Raw genomic sequence first — 24188 nt, 5'->3', positions numbered from 1 at the left:
GGGTCGGGAGGGATCAGGACAACCCCCTAGATCGCCACCACGTGCTGTTCGATCGCCCCGAAGATCGAGTGGTTGTGATCGTCGCGCATCTCGATCCGCACGGTGTCGCCCGCCTGCATGAACGGCGTCTTGGGCTGGCCGTCGCGGATGGTTTCGATCATGCGGATTTCGGCGATGCAGGAATAGCCCGCGCCGCCCTCGGCCACGGGCGTGCCGGGGCCGCCGTCGGCGCCCTTGTTCGAGACCGTGCCGGTGCCGATGATCGTCCCCGCCGCCAGATTGCGCGTCTTGGCCGCGTGGGCGACCAGCTGCGCGAGGTTGAAGGTCGCGTCGACCCCGGCGTTCGCCCGGCCGAAGGGCTGGCCGTTCAAGTCCACCATCAACGGCAGGTGGATGAGCGCGTCGGCCCAAGCCGCGCCCAGCTCGTCCGGCGTCACCGCGACCGGCGAGAAGGCGCTGGCGGGCTTGGACTGGAAGAAGCCGAAGCCCTTCTCCAGCTCGGCGGGGATCAGACCGCGCAGGGACACATCATTGACCAGCATCAGCAGGCGGATGTGCCCGGCGGCCTCTTCGGGCGTGCAACCCATCGGCACATCGCCGGTGATGCAGGCGATCTCGCCCTCCATGTCGCAGCCCCATGCGGGGTCGCCCAAGGGAATGTCCTGACGCGGGCGCAGGAAGGAGTCCGAGCCGCCCTGATACATCAGCGGGTCGTGATAGAAGCTCTCGGGCACCTTGGCCCCGCGCGCCTGCCGCACGAGTTCGACATGGTTGATATAGGCGCTACCATCGGCCCACTGGTAGGCGCGCGGCAGGGGGGAGTGGGCCTGCCGCTCGTGGAAGCGTTCGCACGGCACGGTCTCATGCTCGACATCGCGGGCGAGCACTTCGAGCTCGGGCGCGACCCGCTCCCAGTTGTCGAGCGCGGCCTGCATCGTCGGCGCGATGTAGCCCGCCGCGCAGCAGCGGGTGAGGTCCTTGCTGACCACCACCAGCATGCCGTCGCGCGTGCCGTTGTCGAGGGTTGCGAGTTTCATTGAAGTGTCCTCCCGAGACGTGTTCTTATTCGGCGTCGATCTGCCTGTCGGGGTGCGCCGCCTGGAAAGCGGGGAGCGCGAGGCAGGCGGCCTCGATGCGGGTCATGTGGGGGCTCGCCGACAGGTCGTAGGCAAAGCGCCGCGCGTTCGCGAGCTGGGGGATCAGCACGATCTCGAACAGTCCCGGCGCATCGCCGTGGAGGAAATCGCCCGCCCCCAGCTGCACCAGCCGCGCCTCCACGGGGTCGAGCGTGCGCTTCAGCCAGGTGCGATACCAGACGTCGATCTCGTCCTGCGTGTGGCCGAGCGGGTCTTTCAGATATTTGAGCACCGGCAGATTGTTGACCGCGTGGATCTCGGTCGCGATCCCGTAGGCTAGCTCGCGCACGGTGTAGCGCGCCTCGATGTCCTTCGGCAGGAAAGGGGCTTGCGGATAGGCCTCGTCGAGCCATTCGAGCAGCGCCATCGACTGCGCCCGGTCACGCCCGTCGGCATCGAGCATGGGCAGCGATCCGAAGGGATTGCGGGCGGTGAAGCTTTCGGCCTTGTTCGCCCCGGTGCGCAGATCGACCGGGATGTTCTCGAAGGCGAGGCCCTTCAGATTGAGGGCGATGCGCAGGCGGTAGGAAGTCGAAGAGCGGAAGTAGCCGTAGAGTTTCATCGTGCTCATGGGCCTGCCATCGCAGGGTTCAGGCAGAGGGGCAAGGGTGCGCGTTCGGGCACGACCGCGCGATCCCCGCTTGTCCCGAAGTCAGCCTTTCACGCCGGCGTCAGCGCCCGGCTTACCGCGCCCAGCAGCTTGGCCGGGGGGCAGGGCTTGACCAGCGTCGTCGCCTTGGGAAAGCGCATCGCCAGCGCGCGTGTGTCTTCGGGTTCGGAGTGGAGGATCACCGGCACGTTCTCGTCGAGGAGCTTCTGCGCCAGCTCGAGGCTCAGCCCGTCGACCAGCTCGATATCGAGCAGCGCGACATCGGGGCGCTCCTTCTGGCAGGCGAGCATCGCGGAGGAAATGCCGGCATGCGGCCCTTCGACCTCATAGCCCGCTTCCTCGAAGGTATCGCACAGATCGAAGGCGGTTATGAACTCGTCTTCGGCCACCAAGATTCGCAAAGCCATCGGCCCTCTCCCGCGTCAACGAATCCCATTTCGGGGACTGTATCACGGTTTGGACGTCAAACTTCCCGGAATCTCATCCGTTATTGCCGAATCTTGCGGTGAAGCCGGTTTCGTCGCCCGCCGCGAGCAATTTCGCCTGTTCGACCCACTGGTCGCGCTCGATCCGGCCGGAGAAGCGGCCGAGCTTGGCGTCGATCCGCTCGATCTCGTCCGGCGTCCAGGCGGCGATCTGGGCGAAGGTGGTGATGCCGAATTCGCCGAGCAGCGCGGCGAGCTTGGGGCCGAGGCCCTTGATGCGGGTGAGATCGTCGGCCGGGCCCGCAGCGGCCGGGGTGGGGGCGGGCTCGGGGGCGGGACCCGCCTCTTCGTCGGTGCCGAGCGGCGCGGCGGCGGTGGCTTGCGTATTGGCCATCGCCGACAGCTCGCCCTGGATGATCTCGACCCCGCGCGGCGCGTCGATCAGCGCCTGGTTGCGCGCGGCGGGCGCGGCGCCTTCCTCGAGCACGTCGCGGAAGATGCCGGGCGCGCCGTCCTCGTCGGTGATCCGCGCGCGGCGGTTGGTGCGGCTGATGATCCACACCAGCACCACGAGGGCGACCAGCGCGATGACGATCAGCGGGAGATAGGCGGTCAGATCGGCGGACATGGGGGCGGAGGCTCCGGGAAGAATCGCTAACAGTGCGGGGCTTTAGCAGCCTGCGGGCGCTTCGCCCATGCACGAGATCAGGGCAGGTCGGTCGCCGGATCGGGGACGACCTGCTTGCGGAACAGCACCTTGTCCTCCTCGCCGAAACCGCGCCGCCAGACGACGAGCGCATAGGTGGCGAGGATCGCGGGGACGCCGACGACGAGCTCGATCCATTCGGGCGCCCAGGTGAAGGCATAGCCCACCACCACCGCGGGCGCTGCCGCATAGACCAGCGCCCAGCGCCAGTTCGAGACGGCTGCGCCCAGCAGGCGCTTCAGCAGCAGCGCCTTGACGAGGCTCGAGACCGCCAGCGCCACCATCAGCGCGCCCGCCGCACCCGCCGCCTGAAAGCCGCGCCCGAGGCCTGCGTCCTGCGCCAGCCTGATGAAGATGATCGTCAGCACCCCTTGCAAGGCAATGATCGCGACCGAGATCGCCAGATTGCGCTTGCGCGCGATGTAGACCAGCACGCTTTCCGAGACGACCGCCATCGAGGCGACCACTTCGGCCGCCAGCAGGAAGGCGAGCGCGGCGGTGCCCGCGACATAGTCCGGCCCCCACAGGCCCATCACCGCCTCGCCCGGCACGCCCAGCATCAGCGCGATGCCGAGCTGAATCGCGATGATCCAGAACCCCACCTGCCGCACCTGCGCCGCGATCGCTTCCATGTTGCCGGTGCGCAGGTTCTTGGTGATGACGGGCGAGAGGATCGGCTCGAAGCTGGTCTTGAGCTTCTGCGGCAGCGAGGCGATCTGCTGCGCGGCGTAGTAGATGCCGACCGCCTGCGGGGGCGCGAACAGGCCGAGCATGAAGATGTCGAGCAGCCGCGTGCCGCGCTCGATCGCGTCGGCCCCCACCAGCGGGAAGGCGCGCGCGGTCATCGCCGCCATCGCCCGCGGGTGCGGCTGCCACCCGCGCGGCAGGCCATAGCTCCTGAGGAACGGCCACAGGGCGGTGAAGAGCCCGGCATAGATCGAGGCGATGAAGGCGAGCGCCAGCCCTCCCTCGCGCGTGGCGGGGATAAGGAAGAACACACCCGCTCCGATCGAGATCGCCCACGGCTCGACCACCGCCCGCGCGCGCACCGTGGTGGCGATGTCGAAGCGGTAGGCCTGCGCGGCCAGCAGGATCTCGGTGACGGCGAAGGCGGGGATGGTCGCGACCAGCCAGATGTCCCATTCCGAGCTCATGCCGTTGGGGAACATCGGCTCGGGGAAGACCAGCAGCACGCCCGCCGCCACTGCCGACCACGCAAGCGCAAGCAGGATGCCGTCGTAGACGAGGTTGGTTTCCGCTCCCCGATCCTCGCCCGCACCTTCGGACAGGCGCTGCGCCAGCCCGCGCTTCTCGCCCAGCGAGCAGACCAGCGCGAGGATCTCGATCAGCACCATCGCCGAGGCGAAGCGCCCCAGCGCCTCGGCGCCGTAGAGGCGGGTGGCGATGACGAGGAAGGGGATGCGCGCGATCAGGCGGATGACGAAGCCCAAGGTGTTCGTCCGCCCCCCCTTGGCGAGCTGGGCGAGATCGTCGGCGTCGTCGGCAGGGGAGGCGGCGGGGGGCGAGGTCAAGCGCGCTGGTCCCGTTCGGCCTTCAGCGGGCGGGCGAGCAAGGCGGCGACCACGGCGCGGGCGTCCTCGCCCTTGAGGATTGCATCGACCGCCGCGACGATCGGCATGGCGATGCCGCGGCTCGCTGCGAGGTCGGCCAGCACGGGGGCGGTGTGCGCGCCCTCGGCGACGGTGCGGCGGTCGGCCATCAGGTTGGCGGAGGACGCGCCCTCTCCCAGCGCCTTGCCGAGGCTGAAGTTGCGGCTCGAGGTCGAGGAACAGGTCAGCACCAGGTCGCCGAGGCCGCACAATCCGCTGAGTGTCTCGGCGCGCGCTCCCAGCGCCTCGCCGAAGCGCAGCATCTCGGCATAGCCGCGCGCAATCAGCGCCGCCCGCGCGTTCTGGCCAAGGCCGAGGCCGTCGACCACCCCGCAGGCGATGGCGAGCACGTTCTTGACCGCCCCGCCGATCTCCGCGCCGATCACGTCGTCGGAGTAGTACGGGCGAAAAGTCGGGCGGGCGAGGGCGGGGGCGAGCCGCTCCCATTGTTCGAGGCCGCCATCGCAGGCGAGGGTGACAGCGGTCGGCAACCCCGCGGCGACTTCATGCGCGAAGGTGGGGCCGGACAGGACGGCAATCTCGCTGTCTGGCGCGGCCTCGGCGGCGACATCGAACATCATCCGCCCGGTCCCCGCCTCGATCCCCTTGGAGCACAGCACCAGATCGCGCGGGCAGGCGGGGAGGCCCGACAGCACGCGGCCCAGCACCTGCGCCGGGGTGACGACCAGCACGATGTCGAGGCTGGCAAGGTCGGACAGATCACCGGTCGCGCGGATTGTCGGGGCGAGGCTGGCCGAGGGGAGGTAAAGCGGATTGCGATGCTCGGCATTGATCGCGGCGACCACCTCGGGCTCGTAGGCCCACAGGATGACGTCGCGCCCGTCGCTCGCGAGCATCTGCGCGAGCGCGGTGCCCCATGCGCCTGCGCCGATGACGCCGATGGTTTGCTTGTCCGTCATGCCTTATACCCCGCTCCGCGCACAGCCTCGGCTGCCGGATCGAGCGGCCAGCGCGGGCGAGCGACGAAATCGAGCGGGTCGCCTGCGAAGTCCGCACCCTCCTGCGCAAGCCGTTCGAGCCCCGCCCAGGCGATCATTGCGGCGTTATCGGTGCACAGGGCGAGCGGCGGGGCGGTGAAGCGCATCCCGTGCCGGCCCGCGAGCGTTTCGAGCGCGCCGCGCACCGTCTTGTTGGCCGCCACCCCGCCCGCGACCACCAGCGCGGGGAAGGGGCCTGCTGCCTCGAGCGCGCGCTCGAGCCGGTCGATCAGGCACTCGACCGCCGCCTGCTGGAAGCTCGCGGCGATGTCGGCGGGGGCGTGCGCGCCGCTCTCGACCGCGCGCAACACCGCGCTCTTGAGCCCGGCGAAGGAGAAATGCGGCTCGCCCGATCCTTTGAGCGGGCGGGGCAGGGGCACCGCATGGGGATCGCCCTCCAGCGCCAGCCGCTCGACCGCAGGCCCGCCGGGGTAGCCGAGGCGGAGGATCTTGGCGGTCTTGTCGAAGGCCTCGCCCAGTGCATCGTCGATGGTGGTCGCAAGGCGGCGGTATTGCCCGACGCCCTCGACGGCGAGGATCTGGCAATGCCCGCCCGAGACCAGCAGCAGCAGATAGGGGAAGGCGAGTTCGGCATCAGCAAGGCGCGGCGAGAGCGCGTGGCCCTCCAGATGGTTGACCGCCAGCAACGGCTTGCCGCTCGCCATCGCGAGCGCCTTGGCGCTCACCAGCCCGACCATCACCCCGCCGATCAGCCCTGGCCCCGCGGTGGCGGCAATCGCGTCGACCTCGTCGAGGCCGACCCCCGCATCGCCCATCACCTTCGCCAGCATCGGCGCGAGGCGCTCGGCATGGGCGCGGGCGGCGATCTCGGGCACGACCCCGCCATAGGGGGCGTGCTCGGCCTCTTGGCTGGCGATCGCCTGCGCCACGATCGTCCCGTCGCCGCGCACCAGCGCGACCGCGGTCTCGTCGCAGCTCGATTCGATGCCGAGTACCAGGCGCGTGTCCAAGGTGTGTGCTGCTGAACCCATCCGGCTTCCATCTAGTCCTTGTGCGGGCTAGAGCAAGCGCGGCCATGACTGAACCTGAACGAACCGAACCGCGCCTCCGCCTCGGCACCCGCAATTCCCCGCTCGCGATGGCGCAGGCCTTCGAGACCCGCGCGCGCCTGTGCGCCGCCCACGGCTGGGCCGAGGAGGAGGTCGAGCTCGTCCCCGTGCTCGCGAGCGGCGACAAGGTGCTCGACCGCCCGCTCTCGGAGATCGGCGGCAAGGCGCTGTGGACCAAGGAATTGGACCAGTGGCTGGGCGAGGGGCGGATCGACCTCTCGGTGCACTCGGCCAAGGACGTCGAGACGATCCGGCCCGACATCTTCCACTTCCCCGCCTTCCTGCCCCGCGCCGACCGGAGGGACTCGCTGGTGGGCGCAGCCAGCATCGCCGCGATCCCCCACGGCGCGACTGTCGGCACCAGCGCCCCGCGCCGGGCGGCGCAGCTCCTGAACCTGCGGCCCGACTGCAAGGTCGTGACCTTCCGCGGCAATGTCGCCACCCGGCTGCGCAAGCTTGCCGAGGGCGAGGCAGACGTCACCTTCCTTGCCGCGGCGGGTCTCGAGCGGCTCGAGCAGTCCGAGGTGGGCACGCCCCTGTCGTCCGCCCAGTGGATCCCCGCCGCCGCACAAGGCGTGATCGCCATCGAGTGCCGCGCCGACGACGCCGCCACCACGGCGCTCCTCGCCGCCATCGACCACGCCCCCACCCGTGCCGAGCTGGAGGCCGAGCGCGCCTTGCTCGCGGCGCTGGGCGGCACCTGCCACTCGCCCGTCGCGGTGCTTTGCGAAGGCGCGGGCGAGACCCTCGCCATGCGCGCCGCGCTGTTCTCGCCCGACGGGGCCGAGCGGGTCGAGGGCACCGCGACCTTCGCTCCGGGCGACCACGCCGCGGTCGAGGCGCTTGCCGCCGACCTGCTCGCCCGTGCGCCGGAGAGCGTCACCGCTCACTTCCGGGCGGCGGTTTGAGCGTTCACCTCCTCGCCTTGCGCCCCGAGCCGGGGCTGGCCGCGACCCTCGGGAAGGCCCGCGACCTCGGCCTTGCCATCACCGGCCTGCCGCTCTCGGCGATCCGTCCTCTGGCCTGGGACTGCCCCGATCCGGCGGGCGTCGACGGGCTGCTGATCGGCAGCGCCAACGCCATCCTCCACGGCGGCCCCGAGCTTGCCCGCCTCGCCGCCAAGCCCGTCTTCGCCGTCGGCGAGGCGACCGCGGCCGCCGCCCGCGCAGCCGGGTTCACCGTCGCCCTGACCGGCAGCGGCGGCCTGCAAGGCGTGCTCGACGCCATCTCCGCCCCCTGCCACCTGCTGCGTATCGCTGGCGAGGAGCACGTGCCGCTTTCGCCGCCCGCGGGCGTCACCTTCGCCGAGGTGATCGCCTATCGCAGCGAGCCCCTGCCGCTCGACCCTGCCGCGCCGCTGCTGGCCTCGGGCGAAGCGCTGGTCCTGCTCCACTCCGCCGCCACCGCCGCGCATTTCGCTGCCGAGGTGGATCGCCTTGGCCTGCCCCGCGAGACCATCACCCTCGCCGCGCTCGGCCCGCGCATCGCCGCCGCCGCGGGGGAGGGCTGGGCCGCGATCCACACCTCTGCCACCCCCGACGAGCGCACCCTTCTGCAATTGGCATTTGACTTGTGCCGAGAGGCGCGCTCCATTCCCCCCATCCCGCCCCGGCAGCCGTAGCAGCGTGCGCCGGAGCCAGTAGAGCAGGGTCGCAAGAACGGATCGCCATGGCATCGCAGCCAGAACCATCGTTTCACGAACCGCCGCCCGCATCCCGCTCGATGCGCGGTGCGCTGCTGGGCGCCTTCCTCGCCTTCGCGCTCGGCGCGGGGTTGGCGGGCTGGGTGGTGTGGTACAACCTCGCCGGGAGCGGTGCCCAGCGCACCGTCGCCGCCGCCTCGCCTTCGCCCACCGCCGCCGCGCCCACCCCCGCACTCACCGCCAGCGCGACGCCCGCCACCGCTGCCGCCGCCGCCAAGGTCGAGCAGGTTGCCGAGCAGCAGGGCGGCATCGACCAGCGCCTCGCCGCCGCCGAACAGCGCCTCACCCGGCTCGACCTCCAGGCCCAGGCCGCCGCCGGCAATGCCGCGCGCGCCGAGAGCCTGCTGATCGCCTTCGCCACCCGCCGCGCGGTCGAGCGCGGGGCCGAGCTCGGCTACCTCGCCGACCAGCTGCGCATCCGCTTCGGCGACCAGTGGCCCAACGCAGTCAGCACCATCATCGACTTCTCGCGCAACCCGGTGCGGATCGACAGCCTCGTCGCCCGGCTCGAGGGCCTCGGGCCGCAGCTGCAGGAGACCAGCGAGGGCCCCTCGTGGGGCGCCTTCAAGCGCGAGCTCAAGGAGCTCTTCGTGTTCCGCCGCGAGACCACCCCCTCGCCCCAGCCGACCAAGCGCCTCGAACGCGCGCGCTGGGCGCTCGAGCAGGGCCGCTACCAGGCCGCGATCGACGAGGTGCGCGGCATGCCCGGCGCGGCCAAGGGTGCCGCGTGGATCCAGGACGCGGAACGCTACAAGAAGGCGATGGACGCATTGGAAGTGATCGAGACCGCCGCGGTGCTCGACCAGCGCGGGGTGCGCGACGGGGCGGGCAATCCGGTGCGCGGAGTGAGCCCGCTGGTGCTGCCGTAGGGCCGCCCGTCTCCGCGCGTGTTGGAGACACATGAGACACTGTCCAGAACGGGAAAACCTGCCCTCCGCGCAGGCGTGCTTGAACGGGACAGGGAAGGGGCGCGACGCGGGTCATGGGCGCGAGTGTGTCAGCGCCGGGTCGTGTAGGAAAGCACTGATTTACCTACAGTCCCTCCCCGTTGTGTAGCAATGGGGAGGTGGCAGCCCGCAGGGCTGACGGAGGGGTAATCCTCCCGCGCCGCGTATTACCCCTCCGTCACCGCTACGCGGTGCCACCTCCCCATCCCTTCGGGACGGGGAGGGACGTTTTTGCTCGCCTATCGCTGCGCTGCTTGAGGCGGAGGGCGCGTCACCCCCGCAACAACTCCGGCAAGTCCCCCGAAACCCCGCGCGCCTCGTCCATGAAGAACTGCTTGAGCATCGGCGTCCTCTGCACCGCCGCCATGCCGAGCCGCCGCACCGCGCTCGCCGCGGCGCCGGGGACGCCGAACAGCCGGGTCAGGCCGTCGGTCGCCAGCGCCACCATGAAGCTGTCGAGCCCGCGCCAGGTCTCGTAGCGCTTGAGGATTTCCGGATCGCCCGGATCGAGCCCCAGCCGCGCGCCATCGGCCAGCACCTCGACCAGCGCGCCCACATCACGCAGGCCAAGGTTCAAACCCTGCCCCGCGATGGGGTGGATCCCGTGCGCCGAGTCGCCGATCAGCGCGAGGCGCTCGGCGGTGATCTTGGCGGTGTGGTGGAAGCCGAGCGGGTAGCTCGAGCGGTGACCCACCGAAAGCACCTTGCCCAGCACGCCGCCCATCCGCTTCTCGACCTCGGCGAGGAAGGCGCGGTCGCCGAGCTTGGTGACGCCCGCCGCATCGCTCTCCGACACGGTCCACACCAGCGAGCAGCGGTGGGTGCCGTCGGCATCGTCGTTCAGGGGCAGCAGCGCGAAGGGCCCGGCGGGGTAGAAAATCTCCCAAGCGACATTGCCGTGCGGCTTTTCATGGGTGAGCCCGCAGATGATCGCGCGGTGCTTGTAGTCCCACTTGGCGATCGAAATGCCCGCCGCGTCGCGGGTGGGCGACTGGCGGCCCTCGGCGGCGACCATCAACCGCCCCTTGAACTTGCGTCCGTCGGAAAGCACCGCGGCAACGCCATATTCGGAGCGCTGGCGCTCGACCACCGTGGCGAGCGGGGTCCATTCGATCAGCGGCTCCTTCGCCGCCGCCTCGAACAAGGCGAGGCGCAGGCGGCGATTGGGGAACATGCGGCCCAAGGTGCCGTCGCCCTCGCCGGGGACGAAATCGAGGCGGCCGGGCTTCTGCTGGTCGGTCACGGCGATGCTGGCGATGTCGCAGGCGAACTGCTCGAGGCCTTCCGCGATCCCGATATTCTCGAACAGGTGCCAGCTCGCGGTCGAGATCGCGGTGGCGCGGTCGTCGAAGCCTTCGGCGGTGAGCTCGGCCGGATCGGCGCGGTCGATCACGTGGCTGGAGAGGCCCTTCTTCGCCGCCGCCAGCGCCAGCGTCATGCCCACGAGGCCGCCGCCGAGGATGACGAGGTCGCGGGTATTGTCTGATCTTGCTGTCACCTTGGCGGCTCCGATTGCGAATAGGGCCTGCCAAGCCTAGAGGGTTGCCCGTGCACCGCGCAAGAATCTTCCCCACCGTCACCCGACAATTCGCTGCATGGGTGCTTGCGCTTGTCGCAAGCGTGCTGCTTGCCGTGCCAGCGCTGGCGCAAAGGAGCGCGCCGCCGCCGCCCGCTGCGCCCGCGGGGCAGGGCCTGCTGATCGGGTCGGACGAGATCCCGGTGACGCTCCACGCCGAGGGCCGCCCGGTCGAGGGCAAGGAATGGCTGCTAGCGCTGCATTTCACCCCCAGCGCGCCCGAATGGCACGGATACTGGTCGAACCCCGGCGATGCGGGGGCGGGGATGACCCTCGCGCTCGACCTGCCGCCCGACTGGGAGGTGGGCGAGGCGCGCTATCCGGTGCCGCACCGGCTGGTGCTCTCGGGGCTGATGAACCACATCTACGAGGGGCCCTACACGATCCTCGTGCCGGTAATCCCGGGGCCGAGCGTCAAGGGCTTTGCCGGGCCGGTGAAGGGCTCGGTCGATTACCTCGCCTGTTCGGACGTCTGCGTGCCGCAGCACGCCGATCTGACCGCGGTGCCGGGCGGCGATTTTGCCTCATGGCGCGCCGGGATAGCCCCGCCGCTCGACGCGCGGGCGCGCTTCGCGATCACCGGCAAGACCCTGCGCATCGCGATTCCGCTCCCCGAGAGCATGGCGCTCGCCGATCCTTACGTCTTCGTCGGCAACCAGCGGCTGGTTGCCCATGCCGCCCCGCAGACCTTCCGCCGCAAGGGCGACCTGCTGATCGCCGAGATCCCGCTCGACGATTTCGGCACCCGCAAGGCCGAGGCTTTGTCGGGCATCCTCGCCTTTGGCGACAAGGATGCGGGCGGCTTCGTGTTCAAGGCCGATCTGGGCGAAGTGCCGACCGGGGGCGAGCTGGTGGCGGGGCCGAAGAATGCCACCGCGCCGCCGTGGTGGACGCTGGTGCTGGGGGCGCTGCTGGGGGGGCTCCTCCTCAACATCATGCCCTGCGTCTTCCCGATCCTGAGCCTGAAGGCGATCGCGCTCGCCCGCGCCGGCGAAAGCGAGGCCAAGGCGCGCAGCGAGGGCCTCGCCTATACCGCAGGTGTGGTGCTCGCCTGCATTGGTCTTGGCGCGGGCCTGCTGGCCTTGCGTGCGGCGGGCGAGCAGGTCGGCTGGGCGTTCCAGTTGCAGCAGCCGGGCGTGGTCGTGGGCCTGCTGGTGCTCGCCGCCGCGATCACGGCGAATTTCGCGGGGCTGTTCGAACTGCCCGCGATCAGCGTCAGCATGGGCGGCGAGAAGACCGGTGCCTTCGCGACGGGCTTGCTGGCCGCCTTCGTGGCGACGCCGTGCACCGGGCCCTTCATGGCGGCGGCGCTGGGCGCGGCGCTGCTGCTGCCGGTGCCGCAGGCGCTGCTGCTGTTCGCCTTGCTGGGGCTGGGACTGGCGCTGCCGTTCCTCTTGCTCGGCTTTGTGCCGCCCCTGCGGCGGATGCTCCCCAGGCCCGGCGCGTGGATGGAGCGCTTCCGCCGGATCATGGCGATCCCGATGGGCCTCACCGCGCTGGCGCTGGTGTGGCTGACGGTGCAATTGGGCGGGCGCGGCTTCGGCGTGGTGGCGCTGGTGCTGGTGTTCGGCGTGCTCGTGGCGCTGTTCGTGGTCGGCAAGCTCCAGCGCTCGGGCAAGATGGCGTGGCCCGCCTTCGCGCTGGTCGCCGCGCCCTTCCTCGCCTTTGCCCTGATCGCGCTCCCCAATGTCTACGCGGCCAAGGCACAGAAGGCGCACGAGAGCATCCTTGCGGGCCGCGCCTTCAGCGAACAGGCGCTGGCCGAAGCGCGCGCGTCCGGCAAGCCCGTGTTCCTCTATTTCACCGCCGACTGGTGCGTCACCTGCAAGGTCAACGAGGCGAGTTCCATCGAGCGCGAGAGCACCCGCGCGGCGTTCGAGAAGGCGGGCGTGGTCACCATCGTCGGCGACTGGACGCGGCGCGATGCGGCGATCACGCAGTTCCTGACCGGGCAGGGCGCGGCGGGCGTGCCGCTCTACCTGTGGTATGCGCCGGGAGCTAGCGCGCCGCGTCAGCTGCCGCAGGTATTGACCCCGGATCTGCTGGAGCAAGCGGCGGCGGGGCAGCAGTAGGGCTCGCCCGGCACGCATCGACCAGCGCCATCGGCAGCGGGCTGGGGTTGAGCTTCAGGAGCCCTGCGCCCGGCACCGTCACCGTCGCCTCGCGCTCGGGCTTCAGCGCGTCCCACTCTGGCGTGAGCGCCGCAGCCTCGCCCTTCCACACGCGCTGGCCCTTGCGGCTCGCCGCATCGACCGGAAAGCGCCCGATATAGCCGTTGCCGATCAGCGCAAGGATAGCGCTCGCGCCCGGGTCGGCAGGGGCGTGGCGGGTGATCCTCAACCGCGCCTCGGGGCCCTTGGGATCGAGGCATTCGAGCGCCAGCAGCACCGGCTGCCCCGGAATGCCGTAGACGAGGCGCAGGGGATTGCCGGTGCTCGCCCACACCGCCCCCGTCACATCGGGCGAGGCGATCGGCTCGGACGGCCCCTCGGCCGGCGCGATCAGCGAGACCCGGGCAGCGGCGCTGTCGGTCGGCGGCGGCTTGCACCCCGCCAATACCGCCAGCCCCGCGAGCGCTGCAAGCGCGAGCGGCCCCCTCATCGGTCGCGGATGAAGGCGCGGATGTCGGCGGCGAGCTTCGCGCGGTCCTCGTCGCGGACATACATCATGTGCCCGGCGCCGTAATGTTTCCACGTGATCCGGTCCTGCGGAATGCCCGAGCGCTTGAGCGAATATTCCGCCCCGAAGAATGGCGTGGCGAAGTCGTAATAGCCCTGCGCGTTAAACAGCCGCAGCTGGCTGTTCTGCCGCATCGCCTGCCCGATCAGCGGAGCGATGTTGAGATAGGCCCCGCGCCCGCCGCCGCCCAGCGACCAGTCCCAATTGCGCCCCGGCTCGCGACCGATGGCCTGATACTCGCGGTCTGTCCGGTAGCCCAAAGTCTCGCGCGCCCAGCTGTTGATCGCGGCGGTGTAGCCTGCGTCGATGCCGTAGAAGCTCGGATCGTCGTCGGGCGTCTCGCCGGCATTGTCGTAGTCCGTGCCGGTGTAGCGCGCATCGAGTCTGCCGATGGTCAGCCCCCGGTCGCGCAGAAGCTCCTTGTAGAAGCGCTGGTCGGTGACGCGCAGGTTGGCAGACTCGAGATAGGTTTCGCTGAGGCCGGTGAGCCGCGAGAGTTCCTTCCGCACCGCCGCGCGTTCGTCGGCGGGCAGCTCCTCGCCCTTGAGCAGCGCAGTGGCGAAAGGCCCGATGGCGAACTTGCGCGCCTCGGCGACGATCGCCTCGACCGAAGGGGCCTCGACCTTGCCGTGATAATATGCCGCCGCCGCCATGTTGGGCAGGGTGACGATATAGGCCAGCTCGTTCCCCGGCGTCGGCTCGCGGCCCGCGAAGTCGAGGATGGTCGAGATCAGCACCAGCCCATTGAGGCCGACGTCGTTGTAGGTCGAGCCTTCCAGTTCATCCACCACCATCGCGGTGCGGCTTGTGCCGTAGCTCTCCCCGCCGAGGAACTTGGGGCTCGACCAGCGGCCATTGTCGTTGATCCAGCGCCGGATCACCTGCGCCACAGCGCGCGCGTCCTGCCTGAGGCCGTAGTATTTCTTGGGATCGGTGCCGGGCGTCAGATAGCTGAACCCCGTCCCCGGCGGGTCGATGAACACGAGGTCGGCGACATCGAGCAGGCTGTCGGGATTGTCGAGCAGCGGATAGGGCGGCGCGCCGTCGTCCTTCGCGTCCGAAGGGATCGCAACGCGCTTGGGCCCGAAGGCACCCATCTGGAGCCACACCGAGCCCGAGCCCGGCCCGCCGTTGTAGAGGAAGAAGACAGGCCGGTTGGGGTCGGCCGGGGTCTTCACGTATGACGTGGTGACGATCACCGCCTCGGCCTTGCCCGCCTCATCGGTAAGGACCGTGTCGGCGATGGTCGCCTTGTAGGCGATGCGCTGCCCGCCGAAAGTGCCGGCGAGATCGCGGCTGCGCACCTGTGCCTCGGGCGCGGATTTGGTGGCGGCCTCGGGCTTGGGCGCGTCCTGTGCGATGGCGGGGGCGGCGGTGAGGGCGAGGGCGCTGGCGGCGGCCAGCAAGCCAAGGAATCGGGCGTTCATGGGGCAAGGGGAGTGGCAGGCTTGCGACTCCGGTTCAAGCTTTGCACCGGTCAAGCGGCGTGGACATCCCCGGTCCTGCTGCGGGCCGCAGGTGACGGTGAGGCGGGCGCGGCTCTTGCGCCGCGCCCGCCGCATCTCAAGGCTGGACCTCGGCGACCAGCAGGGCTCCGTCGGCGCGGAGCATGAAGATCGGCGCGATCCCGTTGGTGGCGGTGTTTCCCTGATCCATCGCCACGAAGGACCGCGCCGGGCCAACGTCGGTCAGGCCGAAATCGAGGTTGCGCAGTTCGAAGGGCGCGTCGGCCAAGCGATCCCACGTCCACAGATTGCCGCGATCGTCGGCAAAGATCCACACGCCCCGCCAGCCATCCGCCTGAAAGCTCTCGGCCGCCGCGATCCAGCGTCCGGCATTGTTCAGGCCGATCTCCTGCACCGTGCGCGGCGTTGCGCGCCCGCCGGTCACCGTTCCCGAGAAACCGGGGCCATCGACCAGTCCGTCGCGGATCGGCCATTCGTAGTTGGGAAGGCCGGAGACGGGCGGGAAATTGGGCTGGTTCAGTTCGTTGAAGCGCTCGCCCCGGTCCATCACCCAGTCGCGCACTTCGCGGTCGGGCGAGAAAAGCGGCGCGCGCAGGCCCGTGCCGACTGTCACCGGCGTGACCGTGATGCTCGACGGATCAGCGAAAAGGCCCAGCGTCTGCATGCGGATGACATTGCCACGCAGGTCGGCGGGATTCTGCGCCGCGTTGCGATCCCCGGCATCGCCGATCGCCAGCAGCACGTCCGAGCCGAACATCCCGAGCGAGGCGACCACGTCGGCCGAAAGCGTCGCGCTCCACAGCGTGCGGCGCGCCCCGCTGGCGGCGTCAACATAGAGCAGCGAAAGCAGCGTCCCCTCGCGGGCGAGCACGAAAAACGCGCCGCCCCGGAAAGCGAGGTTGTCTGCGGCGATGTCGAGGACCGTGCCCCCGGCCGCTAGCGGCATCTGCGCGCTTGCGATCTGGGCACCGGTCTGGGCCGAAATCCGCTGGATGTTCCCGCTCGCCGAAACCACCAGCAATTCATTGGTGGAAGGCAAGTGGTTGATCCGGGCGTTGGCGGCGTTGCTCAGCGTGGTGAGCGTGCGGACCACCAGCCCCTCGGACGTGTTGGTGACGGTGATCAGGATCGACTGGGTGGCGCTCGCCCCGGTCGCGCTCGAGGCGCGCACGTCGATCTCGTAGACATTGTTGCGATCCGCATCACGCGGGGTTTCGAAGCTCACCGCATTGTTGAGGATCAGCGAGGCGGGGCGTCCCGTGGCGAGGAAAGAGAAAAGCGCCGAGTCCTTGCCCGGCTCGATCGTGTAGGTGATCCCGGAGCCGCGCGACGAACTGGCGCTGATGTCGAGCAACACGCGGGTTTCGCTGGTGCCGCGGCTTTCGGTGATGGAGAGGGTACGCGGACTGGAGAAGGAGACCGTCTCGTTGGTGCCCCCGCTCCCGCCCCCGCCGCCGGAGCTTCCGCCGCCCCCGCAGGAGGTCAGCATGGCGAGTGCGGAAAACGCAATAAAGTATTTGAAACGTAACATTAATCGACCCCTGTTGCTGCAAGGGTCTTCAATCATTCCTGCCTTCGCGACGCAAGTGGAACGTCAAGTCATCCCACAGATATTCAGGGCTTCCCGCCCATCCGCTTGTAGCGCGTCTTGCCGAAACGCGTCTTGCGCGTCCCTGGCTTGCCCTCGTTCGAGCGCCCCACGATCGGCGCGCGTTTCTGGTTGTCGGGCAACCCAAGCTCGTCCGCCTCGAGCCGCCGGATTTCGTCGCGCAGGCGGCCTGCTTCCTCGAACTCCAGATTGGCCGCCGCGTCGCGCATGCGCTTTTCGAGGTCTTCGATGTAGCTGCGCAAGTTGTGCCCGACGAGGTTGTTGCGCTCCTCGTCGCCGGTTTCGACAAGCACGGAATCCTGCGAGGCCGTATGCGCGACGATGTCGTGGATGTTGCGCTTGATGGTCTGCGGGGTGATGCCGTGCTCTTCGTTATAGGCCTGCTGCTTGGCGCGGCGGCGGTCGGTTTCGGCCAGCGCGCGCTCCATCGAGCCGGTGATGCGGTCGGCATAGAGGATCACGCGGCCATCGACATTGCGTGCGGCGCGGCCGATGGTCTGGATGAGGCTGGTCTCGGAGCGCAGGAAGCCCTCCTTGTCCGCATCGAGGATGCACACCAGCCCGCATTCGGGGATGTCCAGCCCCTCGCGCAGCAGGTTGATGCCGACCAGCACGTCATAGACCCCGAGGCGGAGGTCGCGGATCAGCTCGATGCGCTCCAGCGTCTCGACGTCGGAGTGCATGTAGCGCACCCGAACGCCCGCCTCGTGCATGAATTCGGTGAGGTCCTCGGCCATGCGCTTGGTGAGGGTGGTGACGAGGGTGCGGTAGCCCAGTGCTGCGGTCGCCTTGCACTCGGTGATGCAGTCCTGCACCTGGTCCTCGACCGGGCGGATAGTGACGGGCGGGTCGATGAGGCCGGTGGGGCGGATCACCTGTTCGGCGAAGACCCCGCCGGTCTGCTCCATCTCCCAGCCGCCGGGGGTGGCGCTGACCGCGAAGGTCTGCGGGCGCATCGCGTCCCACTCGTTGAAGCGCAAGGGGCGGTTGTCGATGCAGCTCGGCAGGCGGAAGCCGTATTCGGCGAGCGTCAGCTTGCGGCGGTGGTCCCCGCGCGCCATCGCGCCGATCTGCGGCACGGTCTGGTGGCTTTCGTCGACGAACAGGAGTGCGTTTTCGGGGAGGTATTCGAACAGGGTCGGCGGCGGTTCGCCGGGGAGCCGCCCGGTGAGGAAGCGCGAGTAGTTCTCGATGCCTGCGCAGCTGCCGGTCGCCGCGATCATCTCGAGGTCGAAATTGGTGCGCTGTTCAAGGCGCTGGCGTTCGAGCAACTTGCCCTCGGCTTCCAGCTCCTTGAGCCGTTCCTCCAGCTCGAACTTGATCGCGGCCGCCGCCTGCTTCATCGTCGGGCCGGGCGTCACATAGTGCGAATTGGCGTAGACGCGCACCTTCTCCAGCGCCGCGCCCTTGGTGCCGGTGAGGGGGTCGAATTCGCTGATCGCCTCGATCTCGTCGCCGAAGAAGCTCACCCGCCAGGCCATGTCCTCGTAGTGCGAGGGGAAGATTTCCAGAGAGTCCCCGCGCACCCGGAAACACCCGCGGGTGAAGGCAGCATCGTTCCTCTTGTATTGCAGAGCCACCAGCTTGCGGATTAGCTCGCGCTGGTCGACGACCTCGCCCACCTTGATGTCGAAGATCATCGCCGAATAGGTCTCGACCGAGCCGATACCGTAGAGGCACGAGACCGAGGCCACGATAATCACGTCGTCGCGTTCCAAGAGCGCCCGGGTGGCCGAGTGGCGCATCCGGTCGATCGCCTCGTTCACGCTCGACTCTTTCTCGATATAGGTGTCCGAGCGCGGGACGTAGGCCTCAGGCTGGTAGTAGTCGTAGTAGGAGACGAAATACTCGACCGCGTTCTCGGGGAAGAAGCTCTTGAACTCGCCGTATAATTGCGCGGCGAGGATCTTGTTGGGGGCGAGGATCAGCGCAGGCCGCTGAAGGGTCTCGATCACCTTGGCCATGGTGAAGGTCTTGCCGCTGCCCGTGACGCCGAGCAGCACCTGCGTCTTCTCGCCCGCCAGCGCGCTTTCGGTCAGCTCGGCAATCGCGGTCGGCTGGTCGCCGGCCGGTTCGTAGTCCGAGACCAGCTTGAACGGGATGCCGCCCATCGACTTGTCGGGGCGGGCGGGGCGGTGCGGGACGAAATCGGCGCCCGTTTCGGGCTCGTCCAGTCCGCGGCGGATCACGAGTTCGGCCATGCTCCCTGTATGGGGAACAAAGCGGGGACGCGCAAGGCGGGGCGGGCGGGCTTCGGCGCTTTTCGGGGCACGGTTTGGCGCGCGGGCCGTTGTCGCAGGCAGATACCCCAAGGAGATGCCCCGATGACCCCGCGTAGCCTCACCATCTTCGCCGCCGCGATGCTCGCCGCGGGCTGCTCGGGCGAGAAGGAGAGCGAGGCCCCCAAGGGAGCCCCCGCGACCGTCGCCGAGGCCGCCAAGCAGGCCGAGACGCAGGGGCTGAAGCCGCAGCCGGGGCTCTACAAGACCACCATCACTCTGACCGGGCTCGACATCCCCGGCCTGCCCGAGGGCATGGAGGGGCACGGCGCGGGGCTGGTCCGCACGCTGGAAAGCTGCCTCACCGCGGCCGAGGTCGACAAGGGGTTCGAGACGCTGCTCACCAAGGGGCAGGACGGCGCCTGCTCCTTCGAGACCTTCACGCTCAAGGACGGCGCGTTTCAGGGAATGCTGGTGTGCGAGGCGCAAGGGGTAACCACGCGCACCGCGATGGAAGGCAGCGCGAAACCCACCGGCGCCGAGTTCACCGCCGCCACCAGAAAGGATTTCGGCGGGGTCGAGGGGACGATGAACGTCTCCGTCCAGCACGAGCGGACCGGCGACTGCCCGGCGCCGGGCGCGGCGGAAACACCGGCCCAATGAAATGTGTCGGATTTATTACGCGGGTTACAATTAATTGACGGTTCAGCGGCTGTCTGGCTTGTGGCTTTCCATGGCCACGCGCTTCGCCTTTGACCGTCCTCGCTTGCCCGCCCCGCTGGTCGCAGCGGCTGCGGCTGCGGGCGGGCGCGCGCAGCAGGCCTATGCCGCGACCGATTTTGCCCGCCGGGTCGCACTGGCACGCGAAGCCATCCCCGAGGAGCGCGAGAGCGGCAAACCCCGCCTCGTGCGGCTGCTCGGTGAGACTCAGGTGCTGCTCGAGCCCGTGCGCCGCGTGCGCCGCACGCTCGAGATCGCTCCCAGCGCCAACCCGCAAGTGGTGATGCTGCTCCCCGGCTTCGGCGCGCACCCGATGCGGATGCGCTACCTTGCGCGGCAGCTGGAGAGTGCGGGACACATTGCCAAGCGCTGGGGCCTCGGCTTCAACTGGGGGCCGACCGAGGAACGTTTCGATCAGGTCGAACAGCGCCTGCTCGAACTCCACGCGCGCCACGGGCAGAAGGTGGTGCTGATCGGCTGGAGCCTCGGCGGCCTCTATGCGCGCGAGATCGCCAAGCGTCAGCCTGAGAGCGTCGCCAAGGTGATCTCGATGGGCTCGCCCTTCAGCGGCTCCCCCCGCGCCAACAACGTCTGGCGCGCCTACCAGTTCATCACCGGGCACTCGGTCGACGCCCCCCCGATCGCCGCCGAATTGCACGTGAAGCCCCCGGTCGAGACGGTCGCGCTGTGGAGCGCCAACGACGGCGTCATCGCCCCGCGCTGCGCCGCCGGCCGCCCCGGCGAACGCGACCGCGCGGTGGCGCTGCGCTGCACCCACATGGGCTTCACCTATGATCCGCAGGTGATCGCGACGCTGCTGGCGGAGCTGGAGAGCGTCAGGGGGTGAACTTCTATCCGAGCAAGGCTGCCCGAGGCGCGCTTTTCGCCCACGCGATCAGGTCGGTTTGACCAAGCCTTCGACGACCCCGTTAACTGCGGCCGACACCCTGTCATGAACCCCCATCTTCTCGAAGATCCGCCGGGTGTAGGTGTCGACTGACGAAAGACTTACCCCGAGAATCGTGGCGATATCGGTGCTCGATTTGCCCCGTGCGATCCAGGTCAGCACCTCGTTTTCTCGCGGAGAGAGTTCGATGTCGGATCGCTTTTCACCGAAATGGACAACCATGCGGTTATGATGGAACGCGGCAAGGCTTTCCATTTTCTTGAGCATCGCCTTCTCACTCGGATCAATCGTGCTGCCTTTTCCGAATGCAATCACACCATTGACCATGAATGGCCCATACACCGGGATCATGTACTGATCGAAGACACCCATTTCATTTGCGGCAGTCATGATTTCTTCGGTCAAACGCGGCTCTACCGATCGAAATAGCGGCAGCACTTGCGAGAGGATCACGGGCTTGCCCAGGTCAATAATGTAATCATGGCATCGACGCAGAACCTCGGAGTGCTCATCGGGCAATTCGTACCGCGAGAAAGTCTTTCCGGTCTCGAAATGCAGATAGGGCAAGACAGGCTTGAGCGATTGGTGAGACTTCGCGAAATGGTAGGTCATTGAAACGACACCAAGTTCGCGAACCGCCTTCAGAAGGCTGCGGGTAAGGTGGATCGGTCCCTCGTTGGCGGGATGCTGATCGTTGCCCATACTGGTTAGTTCTTTCCCCGATGCCCATGGCGCATGAACAGGGAAAAAACTTCCCCTCGCACAAGTGCCACCCCTCGATCCCCGTCGCAGCCATTAACCCAAACAAGAGCCGCCGTCACGAGGCTACGTGACGTGATTAAACGGTCATTCTCCACTATTCGCTAGCAGGACGGGTTAAAAAGGGGTTTTGCCAGTCGGGAGAATGCCAGTGCAAAAACCAATGTCTCAGTCGCCGTTAAGTATGAATACGTATAAGTCGTTTCGCGCTACGAGCGAGGCGATCGCCGCCGCAATGGGCCAAATCTGCATTCTTAAGCCTGAGGTGACGATTCTGCTGGAGCTTTATGAGGCCGAGCACTCAAGCATCCCGATCAAGACGTCCATCATCGGACTGGCCGCAGGAATTCCGCAAACAACCTCACACCGGTATCTGCGATTCTTGGAGGAGTGCGGGATGGTGTTCCGCTATCCCCATCTCACGGACCAACGCGTTAGCTTCGTTCGGCTCGCCCCAGCATTCGTGGCCAAGTTGGACAGGGTTTTTTTCGGCGACCCATGGCCATCGCTCTCAGATCCGAACCAGAGCTGGAATGTTCCATCGTTGAATACAGCTTGAGCCTCGCGCATCGGCGATTTTGTCGGCAATCTACGTCAAATGCCCCACCCGCTTTCCTTTTGCGAAACGCGGGTTAGAGTGCCGCGACTAAGTCATTCTGCGGGGGTCAATGCAGGCGCGGGGCGGTAATTTCGACGAGATGTTCGACGAGGCAGGCAACACGCGGCCCGCCTATGCCGAATATTGCCGCTGGTTCGCGGAGCAGCCGCCCGAACTGATGCGCCGCAAGAACCGCGAGGCGGATGACACCTTCCGCCGCACCGGCATCACCTTCAACGTCTATGGCGAGAACGAGGCCGAAGAGCGCCTGATCCCTTTCGACATGGTGCCGCGCATCATCACCGCGAGCGAATGGCGCCGTCTCTCGCGCGGGATCGAGCAGCGGGTGCGGGCGCTCAATTCCTTCCTCTACGACCTCTATCACCGGCAGGAGATCGTGCGGGCCGGGCGCCTGCCCGAGCGGCTGCTGCGCGGCAATGACGCGTGGCTCGCCAACATGGTCGGCTTCACCCCGCCGGGCGGGATCTATACCCATATCGTAGGGATCGACCTCGTGCGAACCGGGCCGGACGAGTTCTTCGTGCTCGAGGACAATGCGCGCACCCCCTCGGGCGTGTCCTACATGCTCGAGAACCGCGAGACGATGATGGGGATGTTCCCCGATCTGTTCAGCCGGATCGGGGTGGAGAGCGTGTCGAATTACCCGCGCCGCCTCGCCCGAAGCCTTGCCGCCTGCGTGCCGCCGGCCTTCACCGGGGGCAAGCCGACCGTCGCGGTGCTGACGCCGGGCATCTTCAACTCGGCCTATTTCGAGCACGCCTTCCTCGCCGACCAGATGGGCGCCGAACTGGTCGAAGGCAGCGATCTGCGCGTCACCGAGGGCCGGGTGCAGATGCGCACCACGCGCGGCTACAAGCCGATCGACGTGCTCTATCGCCGGGTCGACGACGAATTCCTCGATCCGCTCACCTTCAATCCCGACAGCGTCTTGGGCGTGCCGGGGATCATGGACGTGTATCGCTCGGGCGGGATCACCATCGCCAATGCGCCGGGGACGGGCGTCGCCGACGACAAGGCAATCTATTCCTTCATGCCCGAGATCGTCGAATTCTACACCGGCGAGCGGCCCTTGCTGCCCAACGTCCAGACGTGGCGGTGCGCGGACAAGGACTCGCTGGCCTACGTGCTCGACAACCTCGCCGAGCTGGTGGTCAAGGAAGTCCACGGCTCGGGCGGCTACGGGATGCTGATCGGGCCCACTTCGAGCAAGCGCGAGATCGCCGCCTTCCGGGAGAAGCTGGTCGCCAAGCCCGAGAATTACATCGCCCAGCCGACGCTCGCGCTGTCGACCTGCCCGATCTACACCGCCAAGGGCCTCGCGCCCCGGCACCTCGATCTCAGGCCCTTCGTGCTGGTCAGCCCTGAAGGCATCGACATCACTCCGGGCGGGCTCACGCGGGTGGCGCTCAAGAAGGGGTCGCTGGTGGTCAATTCCAGTCAGGGAGGCGGCACCAAGGACACCTGGGTGCTGAAGGACTGACATGCTGGGCAGAACCGCAAACGGCCTGTTCTGGATGTTCCGCTATCTCGAGCGGGCCGAGAACACCGCGCGCCTGCTCGAGGCTGCGCTGCGCATGGCGCTGACCCGCGATGTCGTCACCGCCGAGGCCGAATGGCGTTCGGTGATCGCCACCCTCGGCCTCCAGAGCGCCTATCAGGCCGCGCATGACAGCTATGACGGGACCGCGGTCTGGAATTTCGTGCTGCGCGGGCCCTCGAACCCCGGGAATGTCCGCGCCATGTTCGCCGGGGCGCGGTCGAACGCGCGCGAGAGCCGCATCAACATCTCCTCGGACGTGTGGGAAGCGGTCAACGAGAACTGGATGCGCATCGACCGCCTGCTCGCGCGGCCCGTCGGCCAGACCATGGTGGGCGAGGTGCTCGCCGCGATCCGGCGCGCGGGCACGCAGGTCCACGGCGCCTTCGACGGCTCGATCCTGCGCGACGAAGGCTACCACTTCGCCCGCGCGGGCACCTTTATCGAGCGCGCGGATTCGACCGCGCGCATTCTCGACATGAAATACTTCATCCTCCTGCCATCTCTCTCCTATGTCGGCTCGAGCCTCGATACCGGCCAGTGGGAGCAGGTGCTGCGCTCGGTCGCGGGAGCGCGGGTCTATTCCTGGCTCAATGCCGGGCAGATCGAGGCGCGCGGGATCGTAGAATTCGTGGTGCTTGACGACCGCTTCCCGCGGAGCCTCGCCTTCTGCCGCAATGCCCTGCGCGATTGCCTCGGCGCGCTCGCCCGCACCCACGGGGTCGAGGGCAGCGCAGTCGCCCTGATGCGCGAGGCCGACACCAGGATCAGCCATCTCACCGTCGACCAGATCTTCGAGCAGGGGCTGCACGAATTCCTCGTCGATTTCCTCGCCCGCAACAACGCCATCGCCCGCGCGATCGCCGAGGATTACCGGTTCCACGCATGAGCAA

22 protein-coding genes are annotated in these 24188 nt (G+C 68.3%); 9 read left to right on the top strand and 13 right to left on the bottom strand.

Going from position 1 to position 24188, the window contains the following annotated elements; translation table 11 throughout:
• Positions 1-26 precede the first annotated feature (26 nt).
• The 7 genes from PFX90_RS13920 to tsaD form a co-directional block, all read right to left on the bottom strand.
• Positions 27-1037, bottom strand: coding sequence for a fumarylacetoacetate hydrolase family protein (locus PFX90_RS13920; protein WP_285713164.1), 1011 nt, complete (start codon positions 1035-1037; stop codon positions 27-29).
• Positions 1038-1062: 25 nt separating this feature from the next.
• On the bottom strand, positions 1063-1698 hold the full coding sequence (maiA, locus tag PFX90_RS13915) for a maleylacetoacetate isomerase (protein ID WP_285713596.1): 636 nt from the start codon (positions 1696-1698) through the stop codon (positions 1063-1065).
• Between the two features lie 98 nt (positions 1699-1796).
• Positions 1797-2153 (bottom strand): response regulator, encoded by a 357-nt coding sequence (locus PFX90_RS13910; protein ID WP_285713163.1) that lies wholly within the window; start codon positions 2151-2153, stop codon positions 1797-1799.
• 73 nt (positions 2154-2226) lie between these two features.
• On the bottom strand, positions 2227-2799 hold the full coding sequence (locus PFX90_RS13905) for a helix-hairpin-helix domain-containing protein (protein ID WP_285713162.1): 573 nt from the start codon (positions 2797-2799) through the stop codon (positions 2227-2229).
• 77 nt (positions 2800-2876) lie between these two features.
• On the bottom strand, positions 2877-4409 hold the full coding sequence (locus PFX90_RS13900) for a lipopolysaccharide biosynthesis protein (protein ID WP_285713161.1): 1533 nt from the start codon (positions 4407-4409) through the stop codon (positions 2877-2879).
• Positions 4406-5407, bottom strand: coding sequence for an NAD(P)H-dependent glycerol-3-phosphate dehydrogenase (locus tag PFX90_RS13895; protein WP_285713160.1), 1002 nt, complete (start codon positions 5405-5407; stop codon positions 4406-4408). Before PFX90_RS13895 ends, PFX90_RS13900 begins: the two co-directional genes overlap by 4 nt.
• A complete protein-coding gene (gene tsaD, locus PFX90_RS13890) occupies positions 5404-6477 on the bottom strand; it encodes a tRNA (adenosine(37)-N6)-threonylcarbamoyltransferase complex transferase subunit TsaD (RefSeq protein ID WP_285713158.1) in 1074 nt (357 codons plus the stop codon). Before tsaD ends, PFX90_RS13895 begins: the two co-directional genes overlap by 4 nt.
• Positions 6478-6521: 44 nt before the next feature.
• Between tsaD and hemC the strand changes: the two genes are divergently transcribed.
• The 3 genes from hemC to PFX90_RS13875 are packed head-to-tail and all read left to right on the top strand — an operon-like array spanning position 6522 to position 9126.
• Positions 6522-7463: a hydroxymethylbilane synthase gene (gene hemC / locus PFX90_RS13885; protein ID WP_285713157.1), complete on the top strand. Its 942-nt coding sequence runs from the start codon at positions 6522-6524 to the stop codon at positions 7461-7463.
• Positions 7460-8176 (top strand): uroporphyrinogen-III synthase, encoded by a 717-nt coding sequence (locus PFX90_RS13880; protein WP_285713155.1) that lies wholly within the window; start codon positions 7460-7462, stop codon positions 8174-8176. The genes hemC and PFX90_RS13880 overlap by 4 nt, the downstream gene beginning before the upstream one ends.
• 47 nt (positions 8177-8223) lie before the next feature.
• Positions 8224-9126 (top strand): hypothetical protein, encoded by a 903-nt coding sequence (locus tag PFX90_RS13875; RefSeq protein ID WP_285713154.1) that lies wholly within the window; start codon positions 8224-8226, stop codon positions 9124-9126.
• Between the two features lie 349 nt (positions 9127-9475).
• On the opposite strand, the gene PFX90_RS13870 is transcribed toward PFX90_RS13875, so the two are convergent.
• Positions 9476-10702: a UbiH/UbiF/VisC/COQ6 family ubiquinone biosynthesis hydroxylase gene (locus tag PFX90_RS13870; RefSeq protein ID WP_285713153.1), complete on the bottom strand. Its 1227-nt coding sequence runs from the start codon at positions 10700-10702 to the stop codon at positions 9476-9478.
• Positions 10703-10752: 50 nt separating this feature from the next.
• Between PFX90_RS13870 and PFX90_RS13865 the strand changes: the two genes are divergently transcribed.
• On the top strand, positions 10753-12852 hold the full coding sequence (locus PFX90_RS13865; RefSeq protein WP_285713152.1) for a protein-disulfide reductase DsbD family protein: 2100 nt from the start codon (positions 10753-10755) through the stop codon (positions 12850-12852).
• Here PFX90_RS13865 and PFX90_RS13860 read toward each other — a convergent pair.
• The 4 genes from PFX90_RS13860 to uvrB form a co-directional block, all read right to left on the bottom strand.
• Positions 12779-13381, bottom strand: coding sequence for a hypothetical protein (locus tag PFX90_RS13860; protein ID WP_285713150.1), 603 nt, complete (start codon positions 13379-13381; stop codon positions 12779-12781). The genes PFX90_RS13865 and PFX90_RS13860 overlap by 74 nt on opposite strands.
• A complete protein-coding gene (locus tag PFX90_RS13855; protein ID WP_285713148.1) occupies positions 13378-14886 on the bottom strand; it encodes a S10 family peptidase in 1509 nt (502 codons plus the stop codon). The genes PFX90_RS13860 and PFX90_RS13855 overlap by 4 nt, the downstream gene beginning before the upstream one ends.
• Before the next feature lie 136 nt (positions 14887-15022).
• The gene (locus PFX90_RS13850) at positions 15023-16456 is read right to left on the bottom strand and encodes a PQQ-dependent sugar dehydrogenase family protein (protein WP_285713146.1); all 1434 of its coding nucleotides are present in this window, start codon (positions 16454-16456) and stop codon (positions 15023-15025) included.
• An 83-nt stretch (positions 16457-16539) separates the two neighbouring features.
• On the bottom strand, positions 16540-18735 hold the full coding sequence (uvrB, locus tag PFX90_RS13845; RefSeq protein ID WP_285713144.1) for an excinuclease ABC subunit UvrB: 2196 nt from the start codon (positions 18733-18735) through the stop codon (positions 16540-16542).
• A 123-nt stretch (positions 18736-18858) separates the two neighbouring features.
• Here uvrB and PFX90_RS13840 point away from each other — a divergent pair, with 123 nt between their 5' ends.
• Together PFX90_RS13840 and PFX90_RS13835 are read left to right on the top strand one after the other, a co-directional pair.
• Positions 18859-19416 (top strand): DUF3617 domain-containing protein, encoded by a 558-nt coding sequence (locus tag PFX90_RS13840; RefSeq protein WP_285713142.1) that lies wholly within the window; start codon positions 18859-18861, stop codon positions 19414-19416.
• A gap of 70 nt (positions 19417-19486) precedes the next feature.
• Complete coding sequence (locus PFX90_RS13835) at positions 19487-20320, top strand: esterase/lipase family protein (protein ID WP_285713140.1); 834 nt, start codon at positions 19487-19489, stop codon at positions 20318-20320.
• A 48-nt stretch (positions 20321-20368) separates the two neighbouring features.
• Here PFX90_RS13835 and PFX90_RS13830 read toward each other — a convergent pair whose 3' ends face one another.
• Positions 20369-21082, bottom strand: coding sequence for a helix-turn-helix domain-containing protein (locus PFX90_RS13830; RefSeq protein ID WP_285713138.1), 714 nt, complete (start codon positions 21080-21082; stop codon positions 20369-20371).
• A 292-nt stretch (positions 21083-21374) separates the two neighbouring features.
• On the opposite strand from PFX90_RS13830, the gene PFX90_RS13825 reads away from it, so the two are divergent.
• The 3 genes from PFX90_RS13825 to PFX90_RS13815 all read left to right on the top strand — a co-directional run bounded on the left by PFX90_RS13825 (position 21375) and on the right by PFX90_RS13815 (position 24184).
• A complete protein-coding gene (locus PFX90_RS13825) occupies positions 21375-21698 on the top strand; it encodes a MarR family winged helix-turn-helix transcriptional regulator (protein ID WP_285713136.1) in 324 nt (107 codons plus the stop codon).
• A gap of 109 nt (positions 21699-21807) precedes the next feature.
• A complete protein-coding gene (locus tag PFX90_RS13820; RefSeq protein ID WP_285713133.1) occupies positions 21808-23238 on the top strand; it encodes a circularly permuted type 2 ATP-grasp protein in 1431 nt (476 codons plus the stop codon).
• Between the two features lies 1 nt (position 23239).
• On the top strand, positions 23240-24184 hold the full coding sequence (locus PFX90_RS13815; protein ID WP_285713132.1) for an alpha-E domain-containing protein: 945 nt from the start codon (positions 23240-23242) through the stop codon (positions 24182-24184).
• Positions 24185-24188 lie beyond the last annotated feature (4 nt).

This window comes from Erythrobacter oryzae (assembly GCF_030271515.1).
Lineage (GTDB): Bacteria > Pseudomonadota > Alphaproteobacteria > Sphingomonadales > Sphingomonadaceae > Erythrobacter > Erythrobacter oryzae.
This window is presented reverse-complemented; position numbering and strand designations above follow the sequence as displayed.

Bases quoted from the DNA above. Each gene is read 5' to 3' on its own strand.
- PFX90_RS13920 (WP_285713164.1), bottom strand. From the start codon at position 1,037: ATGAAACTCGCAACCCTCGACAACGGCACGCGCGACGGCATGCTGGTG.
- maiA (WP_285713596.1), bottom strand. From the start codon at position 1,698: ATGAAACTCTACGGCTACTTCCGCTCTTCGACTTCCTACCGCCTGCGC.
- PFX90_RS13910 (WP_285713163.1), bottom strand. From the start codon at position 2,153: ATGGCTTTGCGAATCTTGGTGGCCGAAGACGAGTTCATAACCGCCTTC.
- PFX90_RS13905 (WP_285713162.1), bottom strand. From the start codon at position 2,799: ATGTCCGCCGATCTGACCGCCTATCTCCCGCTGATCGTCATCGCGCTG.
- PFX90_RS13895 (WP_285713160.1), bottom strand. From the start codon at position 5,407: ATGACGGACAAGCAAACCATCGGCGTCATCGGCGCAGGCGCATGGGGC.
- tsaD (WP_285713158.1), bottom strand. From the start codon at position 6,477: ATGGGTTCAGCAGCACACACCTTGGACACGCGCCTGGTACTCGGCATC.
- hemC (WP_285713157.1), top strand. From the start codon at position 6,522: ATGACTGAACCTGAACGAACCGAACCGCGCCTCCGCCTCGGCACCCGC.
- PFX90_RS13875 (WP_285713154.1), top strand. From the start codon at position 8,224: ATGGCATCGCAGCCAGAACCATCGTTTCACGAACCGCCGCCCGCATCC.
- PFX90_RS13860 (WP_285713150.1), bottom strand. From the start codon at position 13,381: ATGAGGGGGCCGCTCGCGCTTGCAGCGCTCGCGGGGCTGGCGGTATTG.
- PFX90_RS13855 (WP_285713148.1), bottom strand. From the start codon at position 14,886: ATGAACGCCCGATTCCTTGGCTTGCTGGCCGCCGCCAGCGCCCTCGCC.
- PFX90_RS13850 (WP_285713146.1), bottom strand. From the start codon at position 16,456: ATGTTACGTTTCAAATACTTTATTGCGTTTTCCGCACTCGCCATGCTG.
- uvrB (WP_285713144.1), bottom strand. From the start codon at position 18,735: ATGGCCGAACTCGTGATCCGCCGCGGACTGGACGAGCCCGAAACGGGC.
- PFX90_RS13840 (WP_285713142.1), top strand. From the start codon at position 18,859: ATGACCCCGCGTAGCCTCACCATCTTCGCCGCCGCGATGCTCGCCGCG.
- PFX90_RS13835 (WP_285713140.1), top strand. From the start codon at position 19,487: ATGGCCACGCGCTTCGCCTTTGACCGTCCTCGCTTGCCCGCCCCGCTG.
- PFX90_RS13830 (WP_285713138.1), bottom strand. From the start codon at position 21,082: ATGGGCAACGATCAGCATCCCGCCAACGAGGGACCGATCCACCTTACC.
- PFX90_RS13825 (WP_285713136.1), top strand. From the start codon at position 21,375: ATGGGCCAAATCTGCATTCTTAAGCCTGAGGTGACGATTCTGCTGGAG.
- PFX90_RS13820 (WP_285713133.1), top strand. From the start codon at position 21,808: ATGCAGGCGCGGGGCGGTAATTTCGACGAGATGTTCGACGAGGCAGGC.
- PFX90_RS13815 (WP_285713132.1), top strand. From the start codon at position 23,240: ATGCTGGGCAGAACCGCAAACGGCCTGTTCTGGATGTTCCGCTATCTC.